The organism is Parashewanella sp. 2210YD4-3 (genome assembly GCF_056591735.1).
The window spans coordinates 403,787-423,035 of record NZ_JBWQOG010000002.1 but is presented as its reverse complement, the minus strand read 5'-3'; the positions used below and the strand labels follow the sequence as shown (position 1 = coordinate 423,035).

The window sequence follows — 19,249 nt, the reverse complement described above, 5'->3', positions numbered from 1 at the left end:
TACCAGTGAAGCAAATAAACAAGTGAAAGTGTAAAACCGGAGGGGTATATGGCTTCAAGCAGTACACCATTAGCTCGATTAGTTCGTCATTATGATGACTTTTCCCCCTTATCGCCTGAATTGTGCTCACAGTTAGAGACAGAAGCACAAAAAGGGGAAGTTAAGGTACTTGTTATCGAAGGTACTCTAGGTGCTAGTTATCGGTTTAAGGTCGACTCCATTAATGGAAAACTCACCTTTAAATTCAATGCTACAGACAATGAAGCTACCCCAAATGGCGCACTTTTCGCTAAGCAATTAACCGAGATTTATCATGTAAGTGCCAATGTTTATCCTACTTTCATCACTTTATATTGTACAAGCAAGCAAATTCTAGCTTTATCCCAAGAGCAGGTATCGCATATCAAGTATCTTGCAAAGCCACTGTTAGAGCAAAAGGAAACTTTGGCACTTATTGAGGTACGCATTCGCACTAAGGTTGAAGAGCTAGAAGATAGCATTGCCCCCACAACGTTTTGTGTTCGCTTTGTTGATGACACTAAAGAACTAAAATTTGATGGATTGGAAGAGACTAATCAAGAATATGCAGAGTCTCTTACAGAAGCCTATAACAAAGCAATAACAGAGCCATGCATAAGTAACCGAAATACCTTCGACTTGTTAAAAGCGAGAACTCAGGCTTTGTTACTCAAAAAGAGTAATCAATCTCGTGGCTTAAAAAAACACAATCGTTTTATGCGGAAAGAGCGGGTACTGAGTGACAGAGACGCTCAATTTGTGAGACAAAGTGTCATTAAGGAAGACAGTAAAATTACTCACTCTTTTTCGTTATTAACAGAACTTGAGCAGAGGCCGAAAGTTGACGACACTCACAAAGATTTTGTTCAGTCATCTGTTTCAACACAAGCCCTTCAAAATCAACAATCGGTAGAATTGAGTGTAAAAGTGGACGAGAGTTTTTACCACCTGTTAGAGGATCTTATACCTGAGATACCAAAACCAGCAACCTCACCAAAATCGCCCGTCCAGACTGTATCTGTTTCTGAAAGCGAGAATCGTGACTCGGCTGGTTCAATAGAGACGCCACTAGCGGGACAAAAAACTACTGGAAATCGTCAAGCTGAATCTTCAAAAATCTTGGAGCACTCTGAAGAGAAGGCAGAAGATGAACTGCCTTTACCACCGTTACTGAGTAGTGTTCAAGGTACTCAAGGTCAAGATGGAGAAGCTGCAATTAGTATCAGTGAAACTGAAAAAATATCTAAGCTGTTAGCGGTTGAGGCTGAACAACCAAGTGAGAAAGAAGCTGTTACACCAGCTGTTCAACAGCATCATGAACCTAAAAAAGCAGTATCAGGTAAGATAAAGAAAAAGAGAAGAAATAAACCAGCTGCTGAGCAAGAGACAAGTCTAGCTTCACCTACTCTTTCCTCAAGCCCGTCGCCAAACGATTCGCGTCCATCTTCACCAGCAGTGCTTCCAATATCATACGAGCCTGTGTCTTTAGCAGAATCAGATCAGCAACATAATGGCGGCCAAAGGGAGCATGAAGTAAACAGGGCTCAATCTAAAACGCCAGAGCCAAGCTCTTCTTATGTTTCGCCATTGGTCAACCAAGATGAAATTCAAAGGCCCGGTAGTGCTCCTACATTACTCATGGACGAGCAAAGCTTACCTAGACCTCAGTTCTCTGTAGCTCAAGCCAGTAGTGGGGCTCATACCCTGCAGCCGCTGACGGAAATTGATTTGACTAGCACAGATAAAGTACTAGCGTTGATGTCTGAGAAAAGGGATAAAAATCAGCCCTCTAAACGGAGTGAAACTCCGGTCAATGCATTAAAAGCTATGCTAGCTGAGCCAGCAGAAAAGGAACATAGAAGCGCTAAGGATAAACGCCCTCCCAAAAAGAAGGCTAAAGAGAGAGTCGTTCATTTGGAAGAGGAAGAGGAAGAGTCAACATCATCAGACTACGTGCCATTTTCCTACCCTCATTCAGTAGTCCGCACTGAATTGTCAAGTAAATTACCATCAGCCGCTGGTGCTATAAGCTCAAGTTCTGCTTCAGCAATTTCCACTCCAGTTTCAGTCGAGGGCGTGTCACGAAGTTCAACGCCTATGAAGTCAGAAAAGCGTACTGAAAGGACAGGTAACTTAAGTGTTTATTCGATTGCTAAATTAAAACAGATGCCCATAGAGAAAGAACCAGAGCAAAAGCGGCTGTGGGTATTTCTTTGTGAGAATGTATTAGTAACCAATACGTATTCAGCTGAGACACATAAGGAAGAAACGGTACTGGTAGAAGGCGTAAAGCAGATGCTTAGTGACATCAAGGACACTGGAGGTGAAGTTCTTATTTTAACGACTAACCCTGAACACATCCGAAGAGGACAAACTCACACAGAAACTAAAGGGTTTTTAGTTGAGAATGGAATCGAAAAATGTACTAAAAATACAGTTGGTTATGATAGGTTACAGGCTTATGCTTCTCATTCTGCAAATGGTTCAGCGATAACACGTCATAAAGCTACCGCGGCTAAAGTCGTGGGAATTGCAGCTAGATATATAGAAGAAGCCGATGAGAGCTTAAAAAACAGAAAACTCACTGACAGCTCCATGACTGTAGAGGAGAAAAAGAGAGAGCGAGCTTTTGATCAGGTTGTGATAGTGAGTGACATTTATGAGGTTACAGTAGCCTCAATGATAGCTAAAGCATTTGAACAATATAACCCTGTCGGAGTGGAGTTCATAGGAACGGCTGAAAACCAAATGCAATATTATAAAGGAATCATGGGAGATAAGTTTGAAAAATCAGAGCAACAAACAGTATTTGAACCAAGGGTAAATTGGTATCATGATTTAAAAAATAACGAAACAGTTTCAGGTCAGCAAGTACCTATCGCTGATTTATTTGCACATGTTGAAATGACAGACTCCGATCATTTAGAGTCAGAGGATAAAAGAGCTGAAGCAAAAGAGCTAGAAGTTCAAAGGCTAGCTCAACAACAAATCCGTAAGCGTAAAAAAGTAGAAGAGGACAAAGAGAAAATTACTCTTCTAATACAACAACAAGGTATTCCTATTGCTCACCTGTACGATGATTAGCTCGCTTATTTTAAAAACGCAAATGCATCACCGTAAAGGTGGTCTTCATTTACATTTAAGCCTTTCAGCATATCACGTGCGGCAGCCGCCATATCAAAACGTCCTGCGATATAGATGTCATAGTCAGCGACATCGATAAAATCCATTTTGATTTGTTCAAGTAGGTTGGCTTGCTTACCTTGCCAATGTTCATCGGCTTCTTCTACAACAGGAATAAAGGTTAGCCATGGGTAGGTTTGCTGCCAATCTTGAGCGATAGATTGGTAGTACATAGCTTCAGCGGTGCGACATCCCCAATAAAAGGTCACTGGTGTGCCGTTATGCTCTTCGATTTGCTGTTCAATCATGCTTTTGATGTAAGAAAACCCTGTACCGCCAGCAATCAATAATCGTGGTCTAGTGTGCTCGGAGCGTAAAAACGCATTACCAGCAGGCGCTTCAATGTCAATGGTTTCTTGATTGGCTAAACATGCTTGCAAGCGTTCAATTACTTGCATTGGGTAACTTTCAGCTACTGCTGCACCAATATGTAATTCAATTTCGGTTTGGTGTGGAGCAGAAGCAATCGAGAATGGACGCTTATCTTTTTCGCCCATTATGATAGAAAGGTATTGCCCCGCCTTAAACTCAAAAGGCTGACTTGGTGTTAACACGACTTGATACACTGAGTCGTTAAATGGGGTAATACGAGTTACCTGACAAGATAGGGTGTTCATACGGCGCTTCATTGTTCCTTTTTGTTTTTGTTATTTGAAATGTAACTATCAAAAGTTATTAGTGTTTTTTTGTATCAGAGCCCAAGTTGCTCCCACATTTCGTCTACTTTCTGTTTTACGTCATTGTCCATGACAATCGGAGTGCCCCATTCGCGAGTGGTTTCTCCTTCCCACTTATTGGTGGCATCCATTCCCATTTTTGAACCTAAACCTGCAACAGGGGAGGCAAAATCCAAATAATCAATGGGCGTATTATCTACCATGGTGGTATCACGGCTAGGGTCCATTCGAGTAGTTATCGCCCAAATCACGTCATTCCAATCTCGGCAATTAACATCATCATCGACAACAATGATGAACTTGGTGTACATAAACTGGCGTAAGAATGACCAAGCTCCCATCATCACGCGTTTAGCATGTCCTGGGTATTGCTTTTTAATGGAAATGACCGCCATACGATACGAGCAGCCTTCTGGCGGAAGATAAAAATCCACAATTTCTGGGTACTGCTTTTTCAAAATAGGCACAAACACTTCGTTGAGTGCGACGCCCAGCATGGCTGGTTCATCGGGTGGTCTGCCAGTATAAGTGCTGTGATAAATGGCATCTTCACGATGAGTGATATGGGTTACAGTAAAGACTGGGAAAAACTCAGTTTCATTATAGTAGCCGGTATGATCTCCGTACGGGCCTTCTTCAGCCATTTCTTCTGGATCAATATACCCTTCTAAAATGATTTCACTGCTGGCAGGGACCTCTAAGTCACAACTTAATGCTTTACATACTTCGGTTCGTTCGCCACGTAATAAGCCAGCAAAAGCGTATTCACTCATAGTGTCAGGCACTGGGGTTACTGCGCCCAATATCGTAGCTGGATCGCTACCTAATGCTACCACTACAGGGTATTTTTCGCCCGGATGCTTTTCTTTAAAGTCTTTAAAGTCTAATGCGCCACCACGATGATCAAGCCAGCGCATGATCAGCTTATTTTTGCTTAGCAATTGCTGACGATAAATACCTAAGTTTTGGCGTTTTTGGTTTGGGCCTTGAGTGATGGTGAGGCCCCAAGTGACCAGTGGAGCAACATCACCCGGCCAGCAATGCTGGATAGGAAGCTGAGTCAAGTCGACATCATCACCCGTAATTACGATTTTTTGACATTTCCCTGATTTAAGTTGCTTAGTGGGCATTTTCAGCGCTTGAGAAAATTTAGGTAACTTGCTCAAGGCATCTTTGAAACCCGATGGTGGTTCTGGCTCTTTTAAAAAAGCCAGTAACTCGCCCACTTGGCGTAATTCCATTGGATCATCTTTACCCAAAGCCATAGCAACGCGTTTTGGCGTACCAAATAAATTGGCCAGCACAGGCATGGTTTTACCAACGGGATTTTCAAACAGCAACGCAGGTCCGCCTGAACGCAATACGCGATCGGAAATTTCTGTCATTTCCAAATAGGGATCGACAGGGTGAGCAATGCGCTTTAGTTCGCCATTAGCTTCTAAGTGATCAATGAATTGTCGTAAGTCTTTAAAACTCATAAATTCAAACACCAAAAGAGTTAAAATCTGCCGCGAACTATAGCATTTTTCGCTTTTGTGCGTCACATCAAATTCTATTCGCTAGTGGATTAACCAAATTTAATGGGATGATTAGGGAAAATTATTGTCCAATTAGTAACGATACACATAAGAGAAAAGACTTATGTATAAATCCATTATAGCGGTGTTATTGATGGCGACGATGCCCTTGATAGCACAAGCCCATGGTGATCGTGTTAAGGTTGGATTTCATGATCATCATATGAAAGTGCATACGTTAATCCATACCCATGATGCTCGAATTGTTCCCGCGCATCATATTCATCACTTTCATCATCACTGGTATCCGTATCCAGTCATTGTTCGCCCTAGAGCTTGGGGATATAGACCGTGGCCTCGCCCTTTGTGGCATAGACCTTACTGGAGGCGATCTCATTTACATCTCGTTGTGCCATTAGCTTATGAGCCAAGCCGAGCCGTTATCGTACACGCCCCAGAACTCGTGGCTCAATCACAAGTCGTGACTACAGGATATGCCACGACGACAGCATTGACGCATTTACCTGCTAATGCCAAAGTTATTCAGCAAGATGGTAAATTGGTGTATCAATGGGATGGGACTACCTATCGCTATGACTTCACCCAGCATGCTTACTTTCCGCTGAAGAAAACTGATTAGTCTTTCTTTGTAAATGTCACTTCCATTGCGCCCAATTCGCCATAGTTAAAGCGGATAGGGCTGTCATAAGGAACTTTGGCGATACCACAATACGAACCTGTAATCACTTTCATTCCAGACTTAATGGCAACACCACGCTCACGTAGGAAGTTAACCAGCCAATATACAGCTACTCTTGGGTGGTTGTTTGGGTGGGTTACTATTTGATCAAATAGGGTGTGTCCATCAGCTGAACTAATGGTTAATTGAAATTGAGACATGGCTTCGAGGGAAAGGTCGATGTTTACCTCTGGCCCTAAATACACGCCTTGGTTCAGTAAGCCATCGGCAAAAGCTTCAAAATAACTGACTTCATCAGGATTTTGATAACGGCTTTGCATAAGCTCCAATGCTAATCGCGTACTTCCAATGGCGTTATCGATTTCTTTTTCAGTATAGGCCTGATCTTTAACAGGAAGATCACGGTCGAATACCGTCACTATTTCAGGCTCAACCAAGGCCATTGGCTCATTGGGGGTTTCAAAAAGGGGGCAGCTTGATGATAAATCATAAACTGTGTTTTCAAATAAGGGAGCAAGCATAGTAGTGCTTTTGGTAGGGAGCACGCATTTCCAGCCGCCAATGTGAGTTTGTGCTAATTGACAATAGGCTTGCGCCACTTGTTGCTGTAATACCCAAGCTGAACTAAAGTCTTGTGGTTTATCGGTAAGAGGTTCGCCAACCATACCTTTAAAGCGACGGTTAGCAAGCATGGTTGCTGTATCTTGGTTCACAATGAGTTCTCGTAAATGGATCTAAGTTGGATCCATTGTCGCAGAAACAAGACCATAACTTAATGGGTTATGGTCTGTTTAGTCAGTTAATGGCAAGGGTTATTAATATCGACTTGTGAGAAGGCGTTGATGACATCCTCTTCAGGTAATTTCAGATCTTGAGCGGCTTTTACCACGCCACATGCTCCTTTTTTGAAGTTACTGTTGGCGTTCCAATACAATTCGTTAGCCGTTGCAAAAACTTCAAAGGCTTTTTGAGTGTCCCAACCATCAGTCGTCGCCAGTTCATAAAAGGCTTTGTTATAGACCCCTGAAGTTAGATGAACATCTAAAGTTGGACGGTACTTTTTGGCGCTTGCAATGGATTTACCATCTTTAGTGGGATCATCCATATATCGCAGAGCCTTACCCAGTTTTTTCTCATTTTTTACTATGCTTGTGCCAACCATAAAATCATTTTTACCATAAGCATAGAATTTTGCGGCTTCTCCTGCCATATCGGAAAAGGCTTCATTCATACCGCCAGATTGGCCGCTATAAGCTAAATTTGAATGCTGTTGGGTAAACCCATGGCTAATTTCGTGCGAGGTAACGTCTAGAGAGACTAATGGGTAGAATAGTGTGCTGCCATCACCAAAGTTCATCCGTTTACCATCCCACATGGCATTATCTAAATTATGTTGGAAATGGACTCTGAGCTGAAGTGTTTGCTTGATGGGGCGAGTATTGAGCCAATCACCGTACATCTTGAACACAATACCACCAAAGTAGTGTGCATCATTTTCTGGCCCATAGGCACCGTGCACTTCTTTTTCATCGTGGTTAGGACAGGTAAATTTGATGGGTTTATGATGGAGCTGCCACCAATGCCATTTTTTATAATCAAAGGTTTGTTCGTTAGCATTTTCCATGGTGCAGTCATCACCATTTTGAGTGACATCTAATTTTGGGAAATCTTTGCCGTATTGATACTTACCGATCTTTTCATTTCCACCAAAGCCGGTAGCAACTTCAGCTGTGGTTAATCCATCCCATTGTGCAATAACTTGCCCAGAGTGAGCGTCCATGATGGTATAAGGGCGACTTGGATTCTGAGAATCAACAAAATAAGAGGTGATATACACAAGCTTAGGTTGTTGCTTGGCATCAAGGTACACCCACAACTTGACTTCTTTGTTGGTTATTTGATGTTGGTTTAATGATTTGGAAGCATTTAAGGCTATGGCTTTGTTTAGGGCTTCATCGGATGAAAAATTAGGTTTAGTGAAGCCTTGGTCTTGATTGATATTAACGACAGCCAAGCCTTGGAGGTCGGTATAACTGCCGACAGAGTTTTTGGCGGCTGCAATGGTATATCCATAGATAGGTACTTGATTATAGTATTGCTGCAAGCGGAATTTTTTTTGATTGTTGGGTAACGATGCGGTATTGGCAACTTGATATTGAGAATTTGAGTCTAGCTGCAAATCTTGAGTGAGATTGTTACTGGCACTAATAGCCAATTGATTAACATCGACAATATCAGCGGCAAAGGCACTACTACAAAAAGTGGCTCCAATAAGAATGCTGAGAACGGTTTTATTAATGGTTCGAGTCATAAACTACACCTTATTTCGAAAATGAAAATGTATTGGTGAGATCAGAACAGCTGTGCAATAGCACAACAAATTCTAAAGACACTGAGTAGAGAGGGCGTTCCCAATTAGATTTTTGATTGACCGACATACAAAGCTGTCATTATTGCATTGGCTGCTGTTAATTTTTTAGGTTAAACAAGGCGGAAAATGTGAAGTGTAGTATTCTACACGAACATTTGACAACGCAGTTTAAACAAAAAAGAAACGCAGCCCTGCGGGTTACGCCTAAAACTTGTAAACTCTTCGTTACTCATCTTTCGTTTAGTCCACTAAACTTCATTCTTCGTGCCTTGATTTTACAAATTTTAGGTTGTAACAAATCAAAAAGTCTTTAATTGGGAACGCCCTCTAAAGATATAAAACCTAAACCACTGAATCGGAGCTGAATGGTTGGGGAGTTAAGGCGTGTATTTGATGGCCATAGGGATTAGAGCTTCCCGTGAGCCGTGATTGTCTTTTAGGCGAGTTAAGTAACTTTGCCAGAGCTGTTGGTGGTTTTGGGTAAATTGATATAAAAGCGACCAAGAATAGATACCAGTATCGTGGCTATCATCAAAGATCAGTTTTACACCATAGTGGCCGACGGTTTCGATGGCCGAAATATTAACGTCTTTTTTGTGGGTTACGAGTACAGGGTTACCGTGCTGGTGGACTTCAGCAGAAGGGGAATAGACTCTTAGAAATTCGCAACTTAACGTGCAGATTTCGCCATCATCAAATGCGATTTCCAATAAACGGCTTTTACGCTTGAGCTTAAGGTGTGTGACTTTTGGTGTTGTTTCCATAGAGCTAACCAAAAGGCTGAGCCATGGCTCAGCCTTAAACAAGATTAAAGGACGAAACGACTTAAGTCTTCGTTTTGTACTAAGTTATCAAGATGACCGTTAACGTACTCAGCATCAATAGTGAATGTTTCGCCAGACTTATCAGAAGCGCTGTAAGACAGCTCTTCCATTAAACGCTCCATAACAGTGTGCAGACGACGAGCACCGATGTTTTCAGTGCGCTCGTTTACTTGCCAAGCGGCATTAGCAACGGCTTCAATGCCTGACTCATCAAATTCAATATTCACGCCTTCTGTCGACATTAGGGCAACATATTGCTCGGTCAATGAAGCATTTGGTTCGGTTAAGATGCGCTTAAAGTCATCGGCCGATAATGCATCTAATTCAACACGAATAGGCAAACGTCCTTGAAGTTCCGGGATCAAATCCGATGGCTTCGACATTTGGAATGCACCAGAGGCGATAAACAAAATGTGATCGGTTTTAACCATACCGTGTTTAGTGTTAACCGTGCAGCCTTCGACTAATGGCAATAAGTCTCGTTGTACCCCTTCACGAGAAACGTCAGGGCCAGAGCTTTCGCCACGTTTACAAATCTTATCTACTTCATCAAGGAACACAATACCATGTTGCTCAACCAGTTCGATGGCGCTTTCTTTTAAGTCATCTTGGTTTACCAGCTTAGCGGCTTCTTCTTCGATGACTTGTTTAAGCGCATCTTTGATTTTAAGCTTTTTACGCTTAGAAGGCGTTTGCCCCATGTTTTGGAATAGACCTTGAAGCTGGTTGGTCATGTCTTCCATACCAGGAGGCGAGATAATTTCAACCCCTACTTGTGGCGCGGCAATATCAATTTCGATTTCTTTATCATCTAATTGGCCTTCGCGGAGTTTTTTACGGAACACTTGGCGAGTCGATGAATTTTTATTGTTGTCTTCGTCCCAGTCGTCTTTTACTGGCGGCAGTAGTGCATCTAAAATGCGTTCTTCAGCCGCATCTTCAGCACGGTGACGCACTTGTTGCATTTGCTGCTCACGAGTAAGCTTAATGGCTGAATCCGTTAAATCACGGATGATTTGCTCTACTTCCTTACCGACATAACCAACTTCGGTAAACTTAGTAGCTTCAACCTTGATAAATGGAGCGTTAGCCAGTTTCGCTAGACGGCGGGCAATTTCGGTTTTACCTACACCGGTTGGGCCTATCATCAAAATATTTTTTGGCGTGATTTCTTGGCGAAGATCGGCATCTAGCTGCATGCGGCGCCAGCGATTACGAAGGGCAATGGCAACAGCACGTTTAGCCTTTTGTTGACCAATGATATGGCCGTCAAGTTCATGTACGATTTCACGGGGAGTCATTTGAGACATGTCAGTTACCACTAATAAGTTAATTCTTCGATGGTGTGATGCTGGTTGGTGAATACACAAATATCACCAGCAATGGTCAATGCTTTTTCGGCAATCTCTTTGGCATCAAGTTCAGTATTTTCAAGTAAGGCCAATGCCGCCGCTTGTGCAAAATTACCACCAGAGCCAATCGCGACGAGATCATGTTCAGGCTGCACAACATCACCATTACCAGTAATGATCAATGAACTTTCGCCATCAGCTACAACTAGCATGGCTTCAAGTTTGCGAAGCATTCGGTCGGTACGCCAGTCTTTGGCAAGCTCTACAGCCGAACGTAATAAATGGCCTTGGTGCATTTCTAGCTTGGCTTCAAAGCGTTCAAATAGAGTGAAAGCATCAGCGGTACCGCCTGCAAATCCAGCGAGGACTTTCTCGTGATATAGACGGCGAACTTTGCGGGCATTGCCCTTCATTACGGTATTGCCTAGGGATACTTGCCCATCTCCAGCAATGACCACTTTGTTGTTGCGACGAACAGAAACGATAGTAGTCACAAGTAATTCCTCATTTTGATTTGGCTCAGTCTGTTGAGCAAGTCGATAATTCTGATATAAGGGCAATGTGAGGAATTTCAAGCGTTATGATGATAAATTCGTTGTGGTAATTTTTTACATTTATTTAGCATTTAGACTTGTGATTAAAATTGATGGTTTGCTACTCTCTAGCACTTAAAAATAAAAATACCTGTGTAGTAGGATAGGACGAAGTAGATGTCGAATGATCAACAGGCTAAAAAACCGCCGTTAGCATTAATCAAAACTTGGGTTTGGATGATGGTGGAGTCTAAAGAGCCTCAAATTCGTGAAAAGGGAAGAAGTAATCTTATTAACACATTTGGCAGTTTAGCGAATGCCAATACGTATATAACAGATAAATTGAAGCAATCAGAACCAGTTGATTAATGGAGATAGTATGAAAACGCGTGCGTTGCTGTTTATGTTAATAACGACATTAGCGGGGTGCGTTAGCACAGCCCCAACCCAAATTGTATTATCACCCACGGTACCACAACTTACTTCAGCCAATATCGAAGTACCGATAGTGAGTTTACAGGTAATCGATCGCCGTAATGCCAATTATATTGTGCGTCAAGATGACAATAAGTCTGAGAACCGTCTTGTGGCACCATCTGAACCACCCTCAACTTTGATTGAACAAGCACTTACCCAAACTCTAAAAAGTAGTGGTACAGCAATAGCGCCTCATGCTTCAACGGCGATCACTATCTATATCGATGAATTGTTAGCTAATGTCACACAAGACACCTTTAAATATAAAGTTGACTCTAAAGTGTCCTTATCTCTACAAGTCAAAAAAGGGCGAAATTCATACACCAATAGTTATCACGTCACGGGGAACATGAATGGTTCTCTGCAATTAGATTATTCTCAATTAGAATTAGCGCTGAATAAGCTGATCAACCAAGTGACTTCAGATTTAATAAACGATCCCAAATTGATAATGTTTATTAATTCTAAGGCTGGGTAAGGAAAGTAAAATGATAAAAAAAATATTCTGTGCCGCATTGTTGTGCTTGAGCGCATCTTCGTGGGCGGTAGATATTCAACCGCATAATTTATTTCCGAAAGTAGAAATGAACACTACTATGGGCAAAATTGTCGTAGAGCTGGATAGAGATCGTGCTCCGATCACCGTCGATAATTTTCTCACTTATGTGGTGAAAGGGGAGTATGACAATACGATTTTTCACCGCATCATTCCGGAGTTTGTAGTGCAAGGTGGTGGTCTTGATCCTAAATTACAAGAAAAGCCTGAAATGAAGCCGATTGTCAATGAGTCGGGAAATGGTCTATCGAATATGACGGGAACCATTGCAATGGCAAGAGATAGTGAACCGCATAGCGCGACTCGTCAATTTTACTTTAATGTGGCCGATAATGAGCGCTTAGATCCTTCGTCTCGACGTTGGGGGTATGCGGTGTTTGGAGAGGTGATTCAAGGGCAAGAAGTACTGATGAAAATGTCGCAGGTAAAAACCGAGACAAATACTGTATTAGAATGGCCAGATGTCCCTGTAGAGCCGATTGTACTTAAGAGTGCTAAATTGTTGCCAAGAGAATAAAGATTTTTTTTTCAAAAAAACAAACAATACCCAAAAGTTGATCCTATACTGGATAAGCTACAAAAAAAGCATTGACCTCCAAATCATTTGAAAGCGCTATGTTTGTTTTCGGGGAAGTTTGGAGATAAAAATGAGGACATAAGAAAATAATTATGAGGCGAACGATGACGACGCAAGACTTCATCGATGAAAAAGCGCCCCAACTTGCTCATTACGGCAAAGCATTTCTTAGTCAGCAGATTGATTATAATGAAGTACAACTGTATTTGTGGGACACCTTAGAAGAGTGGCAACGCTTGGATGTTCTTGGTGATACTCAAACCGACACAGAGACCGTATTTTGGCACTTACTCCACAGTTTTAGTAAATGGCCAGCCTGGGCAATCCGGGGAAATCACGTTTTACGTCAACAAATTAGTGATTGTTGTGATTTTTTAGTTGGTGATGGTACCGTTCCACACAGTATTGTGGGTGCGAGACCAGATTCAGCGCAACTGCATCGAGTTGGATAATAATTATCAAAAGCAAAAATCCCCGTTATCTTGAGATATCGGGGATTTTTTATGGCTAACCAGTCATACTTTTAATTGAGATAAAAACACCTCAACTGGATTTGTATCTGTTTTTTTATGTTGTAAGCAAGCGGATATAAGTTTTATTACAACATTGATTTTGTCATCTTTGGGTACACAGCTTAGGTTGATGAATGTACCTAATATCACTAAAAGTTCAGTAGCTCCCTCGATATCCTCATAATTTGTTCTTGTCTTAATGTTGGATAGGTCACTTCCCGAGATAAGTTCTTCTGACAACATAGACTCAGCAACAGGAATAAGGTTTTCGGCTATGAGTAATTGGAATTTGGCGAAACTTTTTACCCAAGCTATTTTGATTTGTGATTGCGTAGCGTGATTGAGTGCTTCTTTTAACTCACTCATTGATTGAGTGTTATGTTGAAGGGAGGCTTCAGTTTCTGTAGCCTCTGTTGTAATAGAAAATGCCTCTAATGTTGTTGTAAGGTCTGTTAGATGAGGAGGTTGGCTGCTGTCGGTTGTTTGAAATTGCGTAACGGGGCTCGATGGTGGTAGCTGTTTAGCATACGGGGACTGAAGTTGAAACTCAGTTCTCATTCTAATTGCAATATTCTGACCTGTGCCGCTTAAATTCTCTAAAGCTTCAATAATTTTTTTGACACTTTCAAGCGGGGTTTGGCAATAGGTTAAGTGTTGCTGAAGAGCATCAACAACCATTTTAATTTTATCTGATCCTGACACTCCTAATGTCGTATTTATTTTGGTTTGCACTGACCTTTCAATGAGATTAGCCGAAAATAATCTACACGCTAAGGATTGTGCATCATATGGGAGTGCCAAGATAATCGTACCTTTAAACTGGGCAAATTTTTCACAGATGTTATCCCTATCGCAGGAGATAGTATGAGAATAGGCGGTTGCACTAGCTAAAACTTCGGATGCCATAAATTAACCTTGTGAATGTGATGTTTATGTTGTTAATTTTAACGTACAAAGTATCTTCTTGTGGTTGATATTGAATTAATGTTTTTTCATGTATTTAAGTCGGTAGTATCAAATTGATTTAGCGAGCCAAAACATTGCAGTTGGTGTCTCATGAAGAACTTAATACAAATTGGTATAAGTAGCTTTGCTGTAGAGGTTAGCTTATGTAGATCTGAAGTTTTTAGGTATAAATGTTTCATTCTCAGCTTTGAATTTTTATCTTTTTGATTTTAGGTTCTTTAAAAAAACGTCTATAGGGTTGTTTTTCGGATTGGTTGTCTCAGGGCAAATTTTTAATAGCTCTATGATAATTTTACGAGCCATTGCCTCCTTAGTATGAGGAGACGTTATACGTGCTTCTATTGCTTCCAATAAGTACTCACCTTGAGACATAAGTGAGAATCCACCATGTCTTTTAAGCGGAATGTTATCTAGCTCAACTTGGGTTGTTATGCCATTGACAATGGCTTGTTGAATATACTTCTGCGCGTTTTTTTTGAGTTGCTGCCCTATGAAATAAGCACTTTTCTCCCAAGCTGATTTAATTTGAGGCATTGTCGAGGATCTAACAACTTGCTCTAATTCTTCTATGCTTACTTGCGGGACATCTGTTGCAATTGAAGTTGCGTAAGCATTCGGAGCTAGGGATGGTGTTGCTGTTGATTCGGTGCGTGTTGCTGGTGGTTGGTCAGCGGCGGCGGGATGAACTGGCGCTGCAGTTTGTGCATTAAGCTTCTCTAAAAAAATGGTCACAGGATTTGTATAGTGCTTAGTATTGTCAGCGCAAATTTTGAGGAACGTTAAGACATTGATACGTGTTGTTTTTACGTTATCACGGGTAACTTTAAGCATGCTTTCTATAACATTCAATAAAACCAAAGCTTGCTGATTGTTTGATGTATGAATTGTTGTTTGAATGTCTGATAGTGCATCAGCGCTTATCAAACCATTTTTCAATGCTTGTTTTGCTATTTCAATAACATTTTTTTCTATTATGTTATGCATTTCTGCAAAGCTATTTTGCCATGCCTCCTCAATTTGCTGTTGAGTTGCTTTTTCAAGAGCAGATCCTAGTTCAACTAACGTCTGATTATGTGGTTGAGATGTTGCGCTTGCAGCCGGTGTTGATACACAAAAAGTATCTAGATTAGGTACTGCATTTGATGCTTGCGGTGATTGATACCTGTCTTCGGAATGAAATTGTGCAACAGGCTCAGGCGTTGTGGTTGTTTTTACCGGAGGAACTGGTAGCCCAAAATGAACCCTCATGTTCTTTGCAAGAAATTTTGCTGCTGGACCTGAGGCATCTATTATATTTATAAATGCAGTAAGTCGTTCCTGAGGTTGATCACTCTTTTGAATGGTCTGTTTAACGGCTGAGAACACCCATTGTATTTTATCTGTAACTGGAACCCCTGTAGTTCCAGTTACATTGATTTTAACCTTTTCGTTGATTAAACCTTTCGAATAGCAACTGGGAGCTAAACTTCCACAAGCATTACTGCATGTATAAATGAATTTATCCTTAAAGCGTTCTAATTGCTCACAAATACACTGATTAGCTGAGGAAGTATTGAGATCAAGGGTAGTAGGATTAGCTTGAACTTCTGAGAGCATGAGTGAACCTTGATTTTTTCAGTTTATGTTATTGATTTTATACTTAAAGGTATGTTTGTTAAATCTTGTGAGATTAATCTTTGTTTATATTGAAATAATTCTTAGACTATTGAAGCAAGGTGACTCTATAAAATTACGCAATGATAACCTAAAGGTTGGCACTTAATAGCCGACTTCGCTATCCTGACAATAATCGTATTTATTCTCATTTGATTATGCCATTTATCGCCACTCTAAAAGACTCTTTATCTGTTTATGCTCACAAACGCGTGTTAATTCTATTATTTCTAGGGTTTTCTTCAGGGCTACCTTTAATGCTGGTGTTTTCTACCTTGTCGTTTTGGCTTAGGGAGGCAGGTGTTGATCGCACGGCTATTGGCTACTTTAGTTGGGTTGCGTTGATTTATGGTTTTAAGTGGATGTGGTCACCTTTAGTGGATAGATTAACTCTTCCTATTCTGACTCCTTTGTTAGGCCGGCGAAGAAGCTGGATGATATTGGCGCAAAGTCTACTCGTGGTGGCGATATTAGGCATGTCCATGAGCGATCCTTTAAGCCACTTAGACCACCTTGCCTTATTTGCATTACTTGTAGCGTTCGCTTCGGCCACTCAAGATATTGCCGTAGATGCGTTTCGTATTGAGTCGGCGGAAGAAAAAATGCAAGCGGCATTAGCGGCTGCATATCAAGTGGGGTATCGCAGTGCCATGATTATTGCTACGGCAGGGGCGTTAACCATAGCAGCTTGGGTTGACCCTAGTGACGGTTATCATCTGCAGGCTTGGCAAACGTCGTACCAAGTGATGGCTGGGCTAATGGTTATCGGAATGATTGTAACTCTTTGTGCTAAAGAGCCAAACGTTGATGATCAATCTCGTGTTCAAGCCGATAATGAGATCAAGCGAGCATACCGACAGCGTTATCCAATAGTATTAGCCGATAGCTTAGCGTGGTTTTATCAAGCCTGTGTGGTGCCTTTTGCGGATTTCTTTCAACGTTACGGTAAACACGCCCTGTTGATTTTATTACTGATCTCCACTTATCGCATTTCCGACATTGTGATGGGGGTGATGGCGAATGTGTTTTATGTGGATATGGGATTTAGCAAAACTGAAATTGCTTCTATCAGCAAAGTGTATGGCTTGATCATGACACTGGTGGGTTCTGCTGCGGGCGGTTTATTGGTGGTGCGCTATGGCACCATGAAGATTTTATTCTTTGGTGCTTTATTGGTGGCAATAACCAATATGCTGTATGCCATTCAAGCAGTAGTTGGCTATAACGTGCCATTACTGACCGTATTCATTTCGATTGATAACTTTAGTGGTGGAGTGGCGACGGCGGCTTTTATTGCTTATCTATCGAGCTTAACCAGCAGCGGTTACAGCGCTACTCAGTATGCACTGTTGTCTTCGATTATGCTGATGTTCCCTAAGTTTGTTGCTGGGTTTTCTGGTGCCTATGTGGATGCTTTTGGCTATATAAACTTTTATATTGTCTCAAGTTTAATTGGCTTTCCGGTTCTGTGGTTGGTTTATTTGGTGAATCGAAAAGAAAAATCGAAGTAAATTAATCTGAGCTTGTGTCAAATGTAATGTCTTCAAATTCAGCGTCATCATTTTCAGCGAGACTCATTTGTTGGTCTTCAAACATAGAAGCCAATTTTTTCTCACTTGGCTGTAGGATTTGACAATCGACAATTAATTTCAATAAATACTGTTGTTTGTCTAGGTTAATGCTTTTCCAATCTATAGGGTATTCATCGGCATAGGTGGCCAATTTCTCGATGGAGTAGGCCACATACTTAGTGCATTGTTCCCAATCGAGGTCATTTTGCCATTCAGTACGCATCACTCTGATGTTCTCTGGATAAGAAGAAAAGGTTTTACGTGAATCAACTAGAATCGCGCCTTGTTTCGAAATGATACAAAAGACAGCGTGTTTTGAATCTAAGCTGTCTCGCTTAAGGGCTATGGGGATAAGTAATAATTGCTGCTTGATATAAGCAGGAAAAGCTGAGAACTCAGCATGAGCTTCACTTAAATAATCTGCCAGTTGGGTTTCATCAATCTGAACATGAGTGGAGATGATGACATGCTTTAATTGTGAAATATTGAGTGATTTATCTAATTCACAATCAATGTTAGAGGGTGTTGCTCTCCGAGAATCGACCGTTGGCCTTGCCCCACCATTCCGCAAATAAATAAAAGCGTCTTTAGCAAAATTAGCTACGGTGATTAGATTGTTTCCAGCTGCTACTTGTATTCTATTTGCTACAAATGATTTATATTCTTTCGCATGGGCTAATGCTTGTTCATACGTCATTTCATAGGGGGGGGCGGCTTCTGAATTTCTCGAATCTAATTGTGGAGCATGAGCCAAAGAAGAGATTGGAACTTGATAAAAGTAACATTGCCCCAGTTTATGAGAAACAAAGGCTAAAAGTTCAAATTTATCGTTCAGCTTATGCTTATCGTCATACATTTTTTGCTTGAATGATGTTTGCAGCAATTTTTCTTGTAGGGCATCGAAACTGCCACGAACTAATTGGTGAACCGCGTATGATTGTTCTTGTAAGTCACCAGCTTTAAAGACAAAAGGGACTAATGTCAGTACATTTTTTTCTTTTTCTGTAATTTGATAAAACAAATGCTCTGCTCGTTCACCCGATGAGTTTGAGATAGTTACACTAACGGCTTTTAAATCCGGATTATCGCTCATTAGTTTTAGGAGATGTGAGAAGCCGATAAGCATTTTGGAGTTTGCATCATAAATTAAGCTAAACTCTCCGCGATTTGCCTTGGGGAGAGCCATAATCTGAGCTTTTGCTGCTGCTAGGGTTTGCCATTGGTTAAAGGCTTGAGTAACACTGGCTGCTAGCCGTTCTGCTGACGGCTCAGTATTGGCATTACCAATAAAAAACAATCGATATTGATCAGTATCTTTTTTTAAAACACGAAAAACAACCGATAGCTTTTTAGCGGGGTCACTTTCATTAACAAGTTGGATTTCTAGTTCAGCCCGCGGCTGTAGGGTATTTGATTTCTCTGGAATAGTCGGTAACGTTGAGATATTTAGGATCACAGGAACAATATCTTCGAACCCTTTGACATGAGGAGATAGATCATCTGCTGTTTCATCATAAAATACTTGGGGTGGGCAAGCAGCTGCTTGTAACGATTGAGTGTCTATAGCCACCTGAAGTCCTTAAAAATAGAGAAAACCAATGCTAGATATTAGGGAAATGTTAACGATAAACCAAGAGATACAAAATAAGATATAAATTATATTCTTTATTAATCAGTGTGTTATGAGTGAGGATGCGTTAAAATTAATCCTCAATTAATATTCAATTTAATTTATTGCCCTTTATCAATCAGTTGTTTTTGC

At 41.1% G+C, this 19,249-nt stretch carries 17 protein-coding genes; 7 read left to right on the top strand and 10 right to left on the bottom strand.

Annotated elements, in window-relative coordinates:
- The first annotated feature begins 48 nt into the window (after positions 1-48).
- On the top strand, positions 49-3,102 hold the full coding sequence (locus AC1EU0_RS05165) for a hypothetical protein (protein ID WP_480300914.1): 3,054 nt from the start codon (positions 49-51) through the stop codon (positions 3,100-3,102).
- A 5-nt stretch (positions 3,103-3,107) separates the two neighbouring features.
- Here the strand turns inward: AC1EU0_RS05165 and fre are convergent, their stop codons facing one another.
- Both fre and ubiD read right to left on the bottom strand, forming a co-directional pair.
- Positions 3,108-3,818, bottom strand: coding sequence for an NAD(P)H-flavin reductase (fre, locus tag AC1EU0_RS05160; protein ID WP_480300966.1), 711 nt, complete (start codon positions 3,816-3,818; stop codon positions 3,108-3,110).
- Positions 3,819-3,892: 74 nt separating this feature from the next.
- Positions 3,893-5,356 carry a 4-hydroxy-3-polyprenylbenzoate decarboxylase gene (gene ubiD, locus AC1EU0_RS05155; protein WP_480300913.1) on the bottom strand — a complete coding sequence of 488 codons (1,464 nt, stop codon included), beginning with the start codon at positions 5,354-5,356 and terminating at the stop codon, positions 3,893-3,895.
- Between the two features lie 163 nt (positions 5,357-5,519).
- On the opposite strand from ubiD, the gene AC1EU0_RS05150 reads away from it, so the two are divergent.
- Positions 5,520-6,035 (top strand): hypothetical protein, encoded by a 516-nt coding sequence (locus tag AC1EU0_RS05150; RefSeq protein WP_480300911.1) that lies wholly within the window; start codon positions 5,520-5,522, stop codon positions 6,033-6,035.
- Here the strand turns inward: AC1EU0_RS05150 and AC1EU0_RS05145 are convergent.
- From AC1EU0_RS05145 to hslV, 5 genes are all read right to left on the bottom strand, one after another.
- Positions 6,032-6,808: a hydratase gene (locus AC1EU0_RS05145; protein WP_480300910.1), complete on the bottom strand. Its 777-nt coding sequence runs from the start codon at positions 6,806-6,808 to the stop codon at positions 6,032-6,034. The genes AC1EU0_RS05150 and AC1EU0_RS05145 overlap by 4 nt on opposite strands.
- Positions 6,809-6,894: 86 nt before the next feature.
- Entirely contained in the window at positions 6,895-8,406 is a 1,512-nt protein-coding gene (locus AC1EU0_RS05140; protein WP_480300908.1) for a M4 family metallopeptidase, read from the bottom strand.
- A gap of 437 nt (positions 8,407-8,843) precedes the next feature.
- Complete coding sequence (locus tag AC1EU0_RS05135; protein ID WP_480300907.1) at positions 8,844-9,230, bottom strand: gamma-butyrobetaine hydroxylase family protein; 387 nt, start codon at positions 9,228-9,230, stop codon at positions 8,844-8,846.
- A 44-nt stretch (positions 9,231-9,274) separates the two neighbouring features.
- Positions 9,275-10,600 (bottom strand): HslU--HslV peptidase ATPase subunit, encoded by a 1,326-nt coding sequence (hslU, locus tag AC1EU0_RS05130; protein WP_480300905.1) that lies wholly within the window; start codon positions 10,598-10,600, stop codon positions 9,275-9,277.
- Positions 10,601-10,611: 11 nt separating this feature from the next.
- Complete coding sequence (gene hslV, locus AC1EU0_RS05125) at positions 10,612-11,136, bottom strand: ATP-dependent protease subunit HslV (protein WP_121838271.1); 525 nt, start codon at positions 11,134-11,136, stop codon at positions 10,612-10,614.
- Between the two features lie 216 nt (positions 11,137-11,352).
- Between hslV and AC1EU0_RS05120 the strand changes: the two genes are divergently transcribed.
- From AC1EU0_RS05120 to AC1EU0_RS05105, 4 genes are all read left to right on the top strand, one after another.
- Entirely contained in the window at positions 11,353-11,544 is a 192-nt protein-coding gene (locus tag AC1EU0_RS05120; RefSeq protein WP_480300903.1) for a hypothetical protein, read from the top strand.
- Positions 11,545-11,554: 10 nt separating this feature from the next.
- Positions 11,555-12,130, top strand: a complete 576-nt coding sequence (locus AC1EU0_RS05115) for a YajG family lipoprotein (RefSeq protein WP_480300901.1) — start codon at positions 11,555-11,557, stop codon at positions 12,128-12,130.
- A 10-nt stretch (positions 12,131-12,140) separates the two neighbouring features.
- Entirely contained in the window at positions 12,141-12,725 is a 585-nt protein-coding gene (locus AC1EU0_RS05110) for a peptidylprolyl isomerase (RefSeq protein WP_480300899.1), read from the top strand.
- Positions 12,726-12,889: 164 nt separating this feature from the next.
- Entirely contained in the window at positions 12,890-13,237 is a 348-nt protein-coding gene (locus tag AC1EU0_RS05105) for a hypothetical protein (RefSeq protein ID WP_480300897.1), read from the top strand.
- A gap of 63 nt (positions 13,238-13,300) precedes the next feature.
- Here the strand turns inward: AC1EU0_RS05105 and AC1EU0_RS05100 are convergent, their stop codons facing one another.
- Both AC1EU0_RS05100 and AC1EU0_RS05095 read right to left on the bottom strand, forming a co-directional pair.
- Positions 13,301-14,203, bottom strand: a complete 903-nt coding sequence (locus tag AC1EU0_RS05100; RefSeq protein ID WP_480300895.1) for a hypothetical protein — start codon at positions 14,201-14,203, stop codon at positions 13,301-13,303.
- A gap of 255 nt (positions 14,204-14,458) precedes the next feature.
- Positions 14,459-15,859 carry a hypothetical protein gene (locus AC1EU0_RS05095; protein ID WP_480300894.1) on the bottom strand — a complete coding sequence of 467 codons (1,401 nt, stop codon included), beginning with the start codon at positions 15,857-15,859 and terminating at the stop codon, positions 14,459-14,461.
- A 215-nt stretch (positions 15,860-16,074) separates the two neighbouring features.
- Here AC1EU0_RS05095 and AC1EU0_RS05090 point away from each other — a divergent pair, with 215 nt between their 5' ends.
- Positions 16,075-17,427, top strand: a complete 1,353-nt coding sequence (locus tag AC1EU0_RS05090; protein WP_480300964.1) for an AmpG family muropeptide MFS transporter — start codon at positions 16,075-16,077, stop codon at positions 17,425-17,427.
- A 1-nt stretch (position 17,428) separates the two neighbouring features.
- Here the strand turns inward: AC1EU0_RS05090 and AC1EU0_RS05085 are convergent, their stop codons facing one another.
- Positions 17,429-19,057, bottom strand: a complete 1,629-nt coding sequence (locus AC1EU0_RS05085; RefSeq protein WP_480300892.1) for a hypothetical protein — start codon at positions 19,055-19,057, stop codon at positions 17,429-17,431.
- Positions 19,058-19,249: the final 192 nt, after the last annotated feature.